General features: G+C 55.3%; 12 protein-coding genes. 7 read left to right on the top strand and 5 right to left on the bottom strand.

Translation table 11 applies throughout. The features are described 5' to 3' along the window. The first annotated feature begins 71 nt into the window (after window positions 1-71). From H7K52_RS06835 to ruvB, 4 genes are all read left to right on the top strand, one after another. Window positions 72-815 (top strand): YebC/PmpR family DNA-binding transcriptional regulator, encoded by a 744-nt coding sequence (locus H7K52_RS06835; protein WP_003849201.1) that lies wholly within the window; start codon window positions 72-74, stop codon window positions 813-815. Between the two features lie 34 nt (window positions 816-849). Then, a complete protein-coding gene (ruvC, locus tag H7K52_RS06830) occupies window positions 850-1,377 on the top strand; it encodes a crossover junction endodeoxyribonuclease RuvC (RefSeq protein ID WP_003849205.1) in 528 nt (175 codons plus the stop codon). Between the two features lie 96 nt (window positions 1,378-1,473). After that, window positions 1,474-2,088 (top strand): Holliday junction branch migration protein RuvA, encoded by a 615-nt coding sequence (gene ruvA / locus H7K52_RS06825; protein ID WP_003849207.1) that lies wholly within the window; start codon window positions 1,474-1,476, stop codon window positions 2,086-2,088. Between the two features lie 8 nt (window positions 2,089-2,096). Next, on the top strand, window positions 2,097-3,101 hold the full coding sequence (ruvB, locus tag H7K52_RS06820; protein WP_003849208.1) for a Holliday junction branch migration DNA helicase RuvB: 1,005 nt from the start codon (window positions 2,097-2,099) through the stop codon (window positions 3,099-3,101). On the opposite strand, the gene znuB is transcribed toward ruvB, so the two are convergent. Then, a complete protein-coding gene (gene znuB, locus H7K52_RS06815; protein WP_003849211.1) occupies window positions 3,102-3,887 on the bottom strand; it encodes a zinc ABC transporter permease subunit ZnuB in 786 nt (261 codons plus the stop codon). Continuing rightward, a complete protein-coding gene (gene znuC / locus H7K52_RS06810) occupies window positions 3,884-4,639 on the bottom strand; it encodes a zinc ABC transporter ATP-binding protein ZnuC (protein ID WP_110411337.1) in 756 nt (251 codons plus the stop codon). The genes znuB and znuC overlap by 4 nt, the downstream gene beginning before the upstream one ends. A 77-nt stretch (window positions 4,640-4,716) precedes the next feature. Here znuC and znuA point away from each other — a divergent pair, with 77 nt between their 5' ends. From znuA to lpxM, 3 genes are all read left to right on the top strand, one after another. After that, window positions 4,717-5,664 (top strand): zinc ABC transporter substrate-binding protein ZnuA, encoded by a 948-nt coding sequence (gene znuA, locus H7K52_RS06805; RefSeq protein WP_140033328.1) that lies wholly within the window; start codon window positions 4,717-4,719, stop codon window positions 5,662-5,664. Window positions 5,665-5,677: 13 nt separating this feature from the next. Continuing rightward, the gene (gene mepM, locus H7K52_RS06800) at window positions 5,678-7,009 is read left to right on the top strand and encodes a murein DD-endopeptidase MepM (protein ID WP_078804487.1); all 1,332 of its coding nucleotides are present in this window, start codon (window positions 5,678-5,680) and stop codon (window positions 7,007-7,009) included. Between the two features lie 125 nt (window positions 7,010-7,134). Continuing rightward, window positions 7,135-8,109 (top strand): lauroyl-Kdo(2)-lipid IV(A) myristoyltransferase, encoded by a 975-nt coding sequence (gene lpxM / locus H7K52_RS06795; protein ID WP_008925360.1) that lies wholly within the window; start codon window positions 7,135-7,137, stop codon window positions 8,107-8,109. Between the two features lie 125 nt (window positions 8,110-8,234). On the opposite strand, the gene H7K52_RS06790 is transcribed toward lpxM, so the two are convergent. The 3 genes from H7K52_RS06790 to H7K52_RS06780 all read right to left on the bottom strand — a co-directional run bounded on the left by H7K52_RS06790 (window position 8,235) and on the right by H7K52_RS06780 (window position 11,980). After that, on the bottom strand, window positions 8,235-9,467 hold the full coding sequence (locus tag H7K52_RS06790; RefSeq protein ID WP_003849218.1) for an MFS transporter: 1,233 nt from the start codon (window positions 9,465-9,467) through the stop codon (window positions 8,235-8,237). Between the two features lie 84 nt (window positions 9,468-9,551). After that, the gene (gene pyk / locus H7K52_RS06785) at window positions 9,552-10,994 is read right to left on the bottom strand and encodes a pyruvate kinase (RefSeq protein ID WP_182629857.1); all 1,443 of its coding nucleotides are present in this window, start codon (window positions 10,992-10,994) and stop codon (window positions 9,552-9,554) included. A gap of 107 nt (window positions 10,995-11,101) precedes the next feature. Further along, a complete protein-coding gene (locus H7K52_RS06780; protein WP_003849221.1) occupies window positions 11,102-11,980 on the bottom strand; it encodes a MurR/RpiR family transcriptional regulator in 879 nt (292 codons plus the stop codon). Between the last annotated feature and the right edge of the window lie 327 nt (window positions 11,981-12,307).

Here is a 12,307-nt window from a genome sequence, read left to right as displayed (position 1 = left end):
TAAGCACCGACGGTAAACAGGCTCGCAGCCAGGATAGCCTGCACCCTGTAAAAGATCGGAGAAACGTTAAAATGGCAGGACACAGTAAGTGGGCAAACACCAAACACCGTAAGGCGGCGCAGGATGCTAAGCGCGGCAAAATCTTCACCAAAATCATTCGTGAACTGGTGACAGCGGCCAAGCTGGGCGGTGGTGATCCGGGCTCAAACCCGCGTCTGCGTGCCGCGATGGATAAAGCGCTGGCGAACAACATGACCCGCGACACCATGGATCGCGCTATCGCGCGCGGTGTGGGCGGCGATGACAACGCCAACATGGAAACCATCATTTATGAAGGTTATGGTCCAGGCGGTTCAGCCATCATGATTGAATGCCTCAGTGACAACCGTAACCGTACCGTGGGTGAAGTGCGTCACGCCTTTACCAAAACCGGTGGCAACCTGGGTACTGACGGATCCGTGGCTTACCTGTTCAACAAGAAAGGCGTGATCTCTTTTGCGCCAGGTCAGGATGAAGATGCGGTAATGGAAGCGGCCCTGGAAGCGGGCGGCGAAGACGTTGTCACCTATGACGACGGCGCGATTGATGTTTTCACCGCATGGGAAGAGATGGGCACGGTGCGTGATGCACTGGAAGCACTTGGTCTGAAAGCGGATACAGCAGAAGTGGCGATGATCCCGACGACCAAAGCCGAAATGGATGCGGAAACCGCACCAAAACTGCTGCGTCTGATCGACATGCTGGAAGATTGCGACGATGTGCAGGAGGTTTATCACAACGGTGAGATCTCCGACGAGGTGGCGGAAACGCTGTAATGGCGTCTGTCGCCCTGTTAACCGGAGAGGCGTAATGTCGATTATCCTGGGAATTGATCCCGGCTCACGCATCACCGGTTATGGTGTTATTCGTCAGACTGGCCGCCAGCTCACCTATCTGGGCAGCGGCTGTATCCGCACCAATACCACCGAGTTGCCCGCCCGTCTGAAGCTGATTTATGCGGGCGTCTGCGAAATCATCACGCAGTTTTCACCCGATTTCTTCGCCATTGAACAGGTGTTTATGGCGAAGAATGCCGACTCGGCGCTGAAGCTTGGCCAGGCGCGCGGTGCCGCCATTGTTGCCGCGGTTAACCACGATCTGCCGGTGTTTGAGTATGCCGCCCGTCAGGTGAAACAGACCGTGGTTGGCATCGGCAGCGCCGAGAAAAGTCAGGTGCAGCACATGGTGCGAACCCTGCTGAAGCTGCCCGCAAACCCGCAGGCGGATGCCGCCGATGCCCTGGCGATAGCCATCACTCATTGTCACGTGGCCCAAAACGCGGCGCGCATGAGTGACAGCAAGCTGGTGCTGACGCGCGGACGATTGCGCTCAGGTTAGCGCTTATCGCTCAGGTCTCACTCTCAGGCTGGATATTCATCCAGCCTTTTTTATGTTATAAAATCCGCCACATTCTTTAGTTAAGGAAGCATTCAGGTGATAGGTCGTTTACGGGGCAATATTCTGGAAAAGCAGCCGCCACTGGTGCTGCTTGAGGCACACGGCGTCGGCTATGAAATTTACATGCCCATGACCTGTTTTTATGAGTTACCTGAACTTCAGCACGAAGCGGTGATTTTTACCCATTTTGTGGTGCGTGAAGATGCGCAGTTGCTGTTTGGTTTTAACAGCAAGCAGGAGCGCGCGCTGTTTCGCGAACTGATTAAAGTGAATGGCGTCGGGCCCAAGCTGGCGCTGGCGATCCTCTCCGGCATGTCGGCGCAGCAGTTTGTGACTGCCGTCGAGAAAGAAGAGATCGCATCACTCGTTAAACTGCCCGGTGTGGGCAAGAAGACGGCTGAGCGACTGGTGGTCGAGATGAAGGACCGCTTCAAAGGGATGCACGGCGACCTGTTTGGCGGCGATTCTGCGTTTACGCTCACCACGCCGAGCGCCGAGCCGGAAACCAATGATGCGGAATCCGAAGCGGTTGCAGCGCTGGTTTCACTGGGTTATAAACCGCAGGAAGCGAGCCGTATGATCAGTAAAGTCGGTCGACCGGATGCGGATTGCGAAACCCTGATCCGCGAAGCGCTACGCGCCGCCATTTGAGGTAAGTCATGATAGAAGCCGACCGCCTGATCTCCGCTGCCAGTATCAGCGAAGAAGAGGTTATTGACCGCGCGATTCGCCCGAAGATGCTGACCGAATATGTCGGTCAGCCGCAGGTGCGTGAGCAGATGGAAATATTCATCAAGGCAGCGCAACTGCGCGGCGATGCGCTCGATCATCTGTTGATCTTCGGTCCACCAGGGCTGGGTAAAACCACTCTGGCCAACATCGTGGCCAATGAGATGGGCGTCAATCTGCGCACCACATCCGGTCCGGTGCTGGAGAAGGCGGGCGATCTGGCGGCGATGCTGACCAACCTTGAGCCCCATGACGTCCTGTTTATCGATGAAATCCATCGCCTCTCACCAGTAGTGGAAGAGATACTCTACCCGGCGATGGAAGATTATCAGCTGGATATCATGATTGGTGAAGGCCCGGCTGCGCGTTCAATCAAACTCGATCTGCCGCCGTTTACGCTGATTGGTGCCACCACGCGTGCTGGCTCGCTGACCTCGCCGCTGCGCGACCGTTTTGGCATTGTGCAGCGTCTGGAGTTCTATCAGGTTAAAGATCTGCAGCATATCGTGGGTCGCAGTGCCGCCTGTCTGGGCCTGGCGCTGAGTGATGAAGGGGCATTAGAGATCGCCCGTCGCGCACGCGGCACACCGCGTATCGCCAACCGCCTGCTGCGTCGCGTTCGTGACTTCGCAGAAGTGCGGGCAAACGGTGATCTCAGCGGTGAAGTCTCCTGCAGCGCGCTGGATATGCTTAACGTTGACAGCGAAGGGTTCGATTATATGGACCGTAAACTGCTGCTGGCGATCATCGACAAATTTATGGGTGGGCCGGTGGGGCTGGACAACCTGGCTGCTGCCATTGGTGAAGAGCGGGAAACCATTGAAGATGTGATTGAACCCTTCCTGATTCAGCAGGGCTTCATTCAGCGCACACCACGTGGCCGGATGGCCACGCAGCATGCTTATCGTCACTTCGGTATGACGCGCGAAGAGTAACTACATGGCCGGTTTGCGTACCATGCTGAAGATAAACAGGATGGCAGCGCAGAGCACAACCGACGGCCCGGCAGGCGTGTCGTAGAACGCGGAGAAGGTCAGACCGCCGGTGACGGCAATCACACCGATGACCACCGCGACGCCCGCCATGCCTTCCGGTGAGCGCACGAAACGGCGTGCGGTCGCCGCCGGGATAATCAGCAGTGAGGTGATGATCAGCGCACCGACAAACTTCATCGCTACCCCAATTGTCAGCGCCGTGACCAGCATCAGAACCAACCGGGTACGCTGGATATTGACGCCATCGACCTGCGCCAGCTCCGGGCTGATGGTCATCGACAGCAACGACCGCCACTGCCACGCCATCACCAGCAGCACGATCACCACGCCGCCACCCATCATCCAGAGATCGTCGGGTGTGACCGCCAGCAGGTCGCCAAACAGATACGCCATCAGATCGACGCGCACGTTCTTCATCAGGCTGACCACCACCAGACCCAGCGACAGCGCACTGTGCGCCATAATGCCCAGCAGGGTATCAATAGCCAGATGCGGACGACGCTCCAGCCAGACCAGGCCTAGCGCCAGGCATACCGTGACCAGAATCACCGCATAGTAAGGATTCACATTTAACAGCAGGCCAAATGCCACCCCGAGCAGAGAGGCGTGCGCCAGGGTATCGCCGAAATAGGACATCTTGCGCCAGACCACAAACGAACCCAGCGGACCGGCAGCCAGCGCTAACATCACACCGCCTATCCAGCCCGGTAATAGCAACTCAATCATGATGAACCCTGTCCTTTGCGTAAAACGATACGTCCCTGAAGGTCGTGACGGTGATTATGATGATGACGGTAAATCGCCAGCTCTTCTGCGCCACGCGGGCCAAACATCGCGATGAATTCCGGATGTTGCGAGACCGCTTCCGGGGTACCGGAACAGCAGATGTGGTGGTTAAGGCACAGCACTTCGTCAGTTTTTGCCATGACCAGATGCAGATCGTGGGAGACCATCATCACGGCGCAGTTCAGTTCCACGCGTAACTGATTAATAAGGTCATACAGCGCAACCTGACCGTTCACATCCACACCCTGCGTTGGCTCATCAAGCACCAGCAGCTGAGGCTGATTCAGCAGCGCGCGGGCCAGCAGCACACGCTGAGTTTCCCCACCCGACAGTTTTTGCAGCGGCGAATGAAGCAGGTGGCCCGCCTGCACCCGTTTCAGGGCCGGCAGAATCTCCGCGTTTTTACTGCCACGCGTCAGGCGCATAAAACGCTCTACTGTTACCGGCAGAGTAGGATCGATGTGCAGCTTCTGAGGGACATAACCAATACGCAGGCCGGGATCACGCTGAACGGAACCGGACGTCGGGGCAAGCAGGCCAAGCACCACACGCACCAGTGTTGATTTACCGGCACCGTTGGGACCCAGCAGAGTGAGGATGCGACCAGGCTGCAGGGTCAGGCTGACGCCAGACAGCACATTGCGCTGGTTAAACTTTATCGAAACGTTATCGAGTGTGACAAGTGAGGTCATAGTATTTACAGGTTGCACAGAATTTCGAATGTTATAATATCACACTCCACCTCATGGTCACGATGGAATGACGCAATATGTTACACAATAAAAAGGGCGCAATTTTCGCCTTAGGGGCTTTAACTGTTTCAGCTTTATTAACCCTTCCTGTCCAGGCAAATGTCGTGGCTTCACTCAAACCGGTAGGTTTTATCGCTGCGGCCATCGCCGATGGCGTCACGCCGGTAGAAGTGCTGCTGCCGGACGGGGCATCTGAACACGATTACTCCCTGCGACCTTCTGATGCAAAACGCTTAAAAAACGCGGACTTAGTTGTCTGGGTCGGGCCTGAAATGGAAGCCTTTATGGCGAAATCTGCAGCCGAACTTCCAGCCCAAAAAAACCTCGCCATGGTGAACATCGACGGGGTAAAACCGTTATTGATTAGCGGTGGTGAAGATGAAGAGGAACATGCAGCGGAAAAATCCGAAGATCAGGACGCAGATGCTCATCACCATCATCACGGCGAGTTTAATATGCACCTGTGGTTGTCGCCAGAGATTGCGCGCAAAACCGCGGTTGCAATCCATGGAAAATTATTGGAACTTATGCCGCAAGATAAAGCCAAACTTGACGCCAACCTCCAGCAGTTTGAGGTAGCTTTGGCGGACACGGACAAACGCGTTAGCGCACAACTTGCTCCGGTTAAAAATAAAGGATATTTCGTTTTTCACGACGCTTACACGTACTTTGAAAAGCACTACGGTCTTTCGCCCACCGGGCACTTTACCGTCAATCCTGAAATTCAACCGGGCGCTCAGCGTTTACACCAGATACGAACACAGTTGGTTGAGCAAAAGGCGGTCTGCGTCTTTGCTGAGCCACAATTCAGGCCAGCAGTCATCGATGCTGTCTCCCGTGGAACGCAGGTGCGTAAAGGCACACTCGATCCTCTGGGCACAGACATCAGCTTAGCCAAAGACAGCTATGTGAAATTCCTCTCACAACTGTCGAGCCAGTATGAAAGCTGCCTGAATGGAGCATGAGGAATAGGTAAAAGTGCAGCAGATAGCCCGCTCTGTCGCCCTCGCATTTAATAATTTGCCGCGCCCCCACCGCGTAATGCTGGGATCGTTAACTGTCGTCACTCTGGCCGTCGCTGTCTGGCGGCCTTACGTTTATCATCCCACGGATGATGTGACGCCCATCGTTAAAAACATTGAGCTGGATAAGAACACCTTCCGCACGCTGTTGCCGGAAGCCAGTGAGCCGATCGATCAAAGCACACCGGAACCGGACGAAGAGCTGCCAGCGGACGATGTGGACACCGACGCGCCGGAAACGGCTGGGGTTCACGACTACACCGTCTCATCCGGCGATACCCTGAGCAGCGCACTGAATCAGTATGGCATCGACATCAGCGACATTAACGCGCTGGTGGTAAGCGACCGGGATCTGCGTAATCTGCAGGTGGGTCAGCAACTGAGCTGGACGCTGGATGATGATGGCGGCCTGAAAACCCTGAGCTGGGAAATTTCCCGCCGCGAAACCCGCACCTATGAGCGCACCCCATCGGGTGGCTTTAAGATGGAAGCGGAGATGCAGAAGGGTGAATGGCGCAACAGCGTAATGCAGGGTGAAGTGCGCGGCAGTTTTGCCGCCAGCGCCATGCGGGCGGGATTGAGCAGTGCCGAAGCCAGCGCCGTCATTAAAGCGATGCAGTGGCAGATGGACTTCCGCAAACTGCGTGCGGGAGACCAGTTCAGCGTTCTGATGTCACGCGAAATGCTGGAGGGTAAGAGTGCACAGAGCCAGTTGCTGGGTGTGCGCCTGCGTAGCGGCGGGAAAGACTATTACGCCTTCCGCGCTGAAGATGGCAAGTTCTACGATCGCAACGGCTCCGGTCTGGCGCGCGGCTTTATGCGTTTCCCGACGGTTAAGCAGTATCGTGTCTCATCGAACTTTAATCCGCGTCGTCTTAATCCGGTGACCGGTCGCATTGCGCCGCATAAAGGCGTCGACTTTGCGCTGCCAATCGGTACGCCCGTGCTGGCAGTCGGGGATGGTGAGGTTGTCGTGGCGAAGAACGGCGGCGCTGCGGGTAACTATGTGGCTATCCGTCATGGCCGTCAGTATATGACCCGCTATATGCACATGAAGAAAGTGCTGGTGAAACCCGGTGAGAAAGTGAAGCGTGGCGACCGTATCGGGCTGTCAGGTAATACCGGACGCTCTACCGGCCCGCATCTGCATTTCGAAATCTGGATCAACAATCAGGCGGTTAACCCATTAACGGCGAAACTGCCGCGCATGGAAGGTCTGACCGGCAAAGATCGCAGTGATTATATGGCGCAGGTGAAAGCCTGGTTGCCTCAGCTGGGTCTGAAGTAAGCGAATTTCGTCAAATCGCACAAAAACCGACGGCATCTCCGTCGGTTTTTTGCTATCTGGCGCAGGATGATTGCAAATTTTCAGGTCGTCACTATCATAAGCCGGTCATTGCTTGAGGCGAGTGCATGGAAACCCGTAAAAAAAATAACACTGAATTTATTCCCGTTTTTGAACGTTCTTTTCTCAAACCTAAGTACTGGGGCAGCTGGCTGGCAATTGGTGCGCTGGCGGGTCTGGCTTATTTACCGCCGAAAGTGCGCGATCCGCTGCTGGGCCGTTTAGGCCGTTTTGCCGGTAAGCTGGCAAAGGGTGCACGTCGCCGTGCACTGATTAACCTCTATTATTGTCTGCCGGAACTGAGTGAAGCGCAGCGGGCAACGCTGGTCGATGAGATGTTTGCGACCGCACCGCAGGCAATGGCAATGATGACCGAGCTGGTGCTGCGCGATCCGGCGAGTATCCGTGAGCGTGTTGAGTGGCACGGCCGTGACATTATCGATCAGATGATGGCTGACCAGCAGAATGTGATTTTCCTGGTGCCACACGGCTGGGCGGTGGATATCCCCGCGATGTTGCTGGCGTCAGAAGGGCAGAAGATGGCGGCGATGTTCCATAATCAGAGCGACCCGCTGATGGATTATGCCTGGAATACGGCACGTCGCCGTTATGGAGGCCGGTTGCATGCCCGCAATGACGGGATTAAGCCGTTTATCAGTTCGATTCGGCAGGGGTACTGGGGCTACTATCTGCCCGATCAGGATCATGGCCCGGAGCACAGCGAGTTCGTCGATTTCTTTGCCACGTACAAAGCAACATTGCCTGCAGTCGGTCGACTGATGAAGGTGTGTCGTGCCCGCGTGGTGCCATTGTTCCCGGTTTATAACAGCGACACGCACAAGCTTGAGATTTATGTGCGTCCACCGATGGATGACCTGCTGGAAGCAGACGATCGTCAGCTGGCGCGCCGGATGAATGAAGAGGTGGAAGTGTTTGTCCGTCCGCATCCCGAGCAGTACACCTGGATCCTCAAGCTGCTGAAAACCCGCAAAGAGGGTGACATCGAACCTTATTCGCGCAAAGAGCTTTATCCGCGCAAATAGAAAAAGGCCGCTCTCGCGGCCTTTTTTGATCATGAAGTTTGCGCTACGGAGCATGCTTTGCACTAGGCCTATGCTCCATCGCTTTGGCCAGGGTCGCCGTCTGAGAAAAACGACTGCGCAGCTTGTTATAACGCCTCGAGCCGGCTGCGGCGTTTACGCTCACGCATAAACAGAATAACCAGCCCAAACCACAGCACGCCGCTGATAAAGTTAATCAGACAGAACCACAGCGTGCCGCCACTGAAATAGCCACTTTTCGCCAGTTCAATTCCTACCGCCAGCGTCAGAATACTGATCATACCCAGCATCGCGGCTACGCTACCTTTACCTTCATTACTGGCGTAAAGCGTCAGGCGATACAGCCCGGCATTTACCATTCCGGCACCAAAAGCGTAGAGACTCAGGCCGGCGGTAATCAGCAGATAACTATGACTGTTGAGCAGGCTTGCGGCCAGCGCAAGACTCAGGCCAATCAGAATGGGCCAGGCGGCGAACTTCACCGGCTGTTCAATCGGCACCCGTCCCGCCAGCTTACTCAGCGTCAGGTTACCGGCGATCATCGCCAGAAACACCGGCAGCTGCAGCAGGGCGTACTGCATGCGTGACAGACCTTCATCATGCATCAGGATCACCGGCGAAAGGGCAACCCAGGTGAGGATTGGAATAAACACCAGCCCGATCGCAAAAGAGCCAGACACCACCAGACGGTCTTTCATTAACCGGCCATAGTTGCGCGCCAGATTGGGCAGGGCGATAGAATGACTGCGGTCGCCTGCAGTTTCGGGCATCACACGCCACAGCACCACAAAAGCGACCAGGCTGCAGGCGGCAAACAGCCAGAACATGCTGCGCCAGCTGCCAACAGTGAGCCAGGCGGCACCAGCCAGTGGGCCTGCCAGCGGAGCCAGTAACGCTACGTTAGCCATCAGCGCCATCATCCGCACCGCCAGCGCCTCATCAAAGGCTTCCTGGATCGCGGCATAGCCAACTGCACCGATAAAGCAGAGGCTGATGCCCTGAATGAAGCGCAGGCTGACAAATTCCTCAATCGAGCTGACCCAGTGCGTCAGCATGCAGGCGACAGCAAAAAACAGGATGCCAGACAGCATCACCGGTCGCCGGCCAAACTTATCAGAGAGCGGACCCAGCAGCCATTGCAGCACTACACCACCAATCAGGTAGGCGGTTAGCGAAGTAGAGACCCACTCAGGGCCAACAGAGAACTCACTGGTGACGATCAGCATACCAGGCTGGATCATGTCGTGAGCAATATAGGTAGCAAACTCGAATAGCACTAACGCCAGAGGAAAAAGTAAAATTCGGCCGGTAAGCTGGCTGATAGGCTGGAAACGGGGCATCTTGCCTCCTTGTCAGAAAAGAAAACGCGACTGCCTGGCAGTCGCGTCATTGATTCTACACCGACAATGTCAACCCAGACTCAATTAATCCACGCGAAGCACACGGGTGGTGTTGGTGGTGCCGGTGGCGCCCATCACATCACCCTGCGTCACGATGACCAGATCGCCGGAGACCAGGAAGCCTTTATCACGCAGCAGGTTAACCGCGTCGTGTGCAGCAGCGACGCCGTCGTTGTTGCTGTCGAAGAACACCGGCGTGACACCGCGATAGAGTGCGGTAAGGTTCAGGGTGCTTTCATGGCGCGACATCGCAAAAATCGGCAGGCCTGAAGTGATACGCGAGGTCATCAGCGGCGTACGGCCAGACTCGGTCATGGTGATGATGGCGGTCACGCCCTGCAGATGGTTCGCAGCATACATAGAAGACATAGCGATCGCTTCTTCGACGTTGTCGAACTGCACATCCAGACGGTGTTTGGAGACGTTAACGCTTGGAATCTTCTCTGCACCCAGGCAGACCTTCGCCATCGCTGAAACGGTTTCAGCCGGATACTGACCTGCGGCGGTTTCCGCAGACAGCATCACGGCATCGGTACCATCCAGCACGGCGTTTGCCACGTCCATAACTTCTGCACGGGTCGGCATCGGGTTAGTGATCATCGACTCCATCATCTGGGTCGCGGTAATGATAGTGCGGTTAAGCTGGCGGGCACGGCGAATTAACGCTTTCTGAATGCCGACCAGTTCCGGATCGCCAATCTCAACGCCCAGGTCGCCACGCGCAACCATCACCACGTCAGAGGCCAGAATGATGTCATCCATCGCTTCCTGGCTGGCAACCGCTTCGGCACGTTCCACTTTAGCCACCAGTTTGGCGTCGCAACCGGCTTCACGCGCCAGGCGACGTGCCAGGTTCATATCTTCACCACAGCGGGGGAAGGAGACAGCCAGGTAATCAACACGGATTTTAGCGGCGGTGATGATATCCGCTTTATCTTTTTCGGTCAGCGCTTCAGCCGACAGGCCGCCGCCCAGCTTGTTAATGCCTTTGTTGTTCGACAGTGGGCCACCGACAGTAACTTCGGTGAACACTTTCATCTCCTGAACTTCCAGCACTTTCAGCTGCACGCGACCATCATCCAGCAGCAGAATATCGCCTGGCACCACATCTGCAGGCAGGCCTTTGTAGTCGATTCCGACACGCTCTTTATCGCCTTCGCCTTTACCCAGATTGGCATCCAGCAGGAAACGGTCGCCGATATTCAGGAAAACTTTGCCTTCTTTGAAGGTTGAAACGCGAATTTTTGGGCCCTGAAGGTCACCGAGGATAGCCACATGGCGACCCAGTTTTGCCGCGATTTCGCGCACTTTATCAGCACGCAGCTGGTGGTCTTCTGGCGTGCCGTGAGAGAAGTTGAGTCGTACAACGTTCGCGCCGGCAGCGATGATTTTTTCCAGGTTATTATCACGATCGGTAGCCGGGCCGAGGGTTGTAACGATTTTGGTTCTTCTGAGACGTCTTGACATCGAGGACTCCGTAAACATTTAAGCGTGTCATGGACAGTGGACACAGCAAGGTTATCTATTCTATATGATCGATGGGTTGTGATACGACTCACATTGTAAATGTGATGTTAATTTTTTTGCTGATCATCCTTTTCCCGAAGGGTGTTCTTTTCGTAACGCGACGCTTTCAACGCCTCTTTCACGCGTTTCAGGTTTTCCCGGAAGGGCGCACCCCGTTCCAGAGTAAAACCAGTCGCCAGCACATCAATCACGGTCAACTGCGCCAGGCGCGACACCATCGGCAAATAGACATCAGTATCTTCCGGTACATCAAGCACTAAAGCTATCGCTGCTTCATGAGCAAGGGGTGAATCGGGAGAGGTGATGGCAATAACGGTGGAACCGTTTACACGGGCCAGGCGAGCCAGTTCTACCATATTTTTTGTGCGTCCAGTATGCGAAATAAGAACAAATACGTCACCGGCTCGACTATTTATGCAACTCATGCGCTGGATCACAATATCGTCCGACCAGATGACCGGCAGATTAAAACGCAGAAATTTGGTGAAAGCGTCATGCGCCACTACAGCGGACGCACCGAGCCCGAAAAAGGCGAGTTTATCGGCCTGCGCGAGCAGGGTTACCGCCTGTTGCAGATGCGCGCTGTTCAGCTGATCGCGCACCCGCTGCAGTCCTGCAAGCGCTGAGTCGAAGATTTTGTGGCTGTAGTTCTCTGCTGTGTCGTCGTCTTCAACGCCCCGGCTGACCCAGTTGCTGCCCTTCACCAGGCTCTGCGCCAAATGCAGTTTAAAGTCGGGAAAGCCCCGTGCACCCAGTCGGTGGCAAAAGCGGTTCACGGTGGGTTCACTGACGCCGGCAATGCCGGCGAGTGTTGCGATGCTGGAGTGCATCGCCGCCTGCGGTTCAGCCAGAATCTGCCGGGCGACTTTCATTTCCGCTTTGCTCAGCGCTGCATACTGCGCCTCAATTTTTTCCAGCATATTCATAAGCTGATGACCATAATCACTTTTATCATTTCAATTATCACTGTCGCAGGCGCCGATTAACAGAGACTATATCGCGGCAGCACCTGGCAAGCGCAACGGCTGACAAGTTGATTGCTCTTTTTTTTGGGATACTTTGACCGGTGCCAGATTTTCCTGACACCAACAGAAACAGAAAAAAACGGCAATCCGCACGTGTCATCACACGTGTTTAGCACATCCGGTACAGAGTTAATGCGGTTGACCCGGCGAGTCGGTTTACCTGGCGCAGGGAAAAAAGTACATTGTGCTGAAAGAAAATAATAACCTGGACCCGGTGGCAGAAGATGC

The organism is Pantoea hericii (genome assembly GCF_014155795.1).
GTDB classification, from domain to species: Bacteria; Pseudomonadota; Gammaproteobacteria; order Enterobacterales; family Enterobacteriaceae; genus Pantoea; species Pantoea eucalypti.
This window is presented reverse-complemented; position numbering and strand designations above follow the sequence as displayed.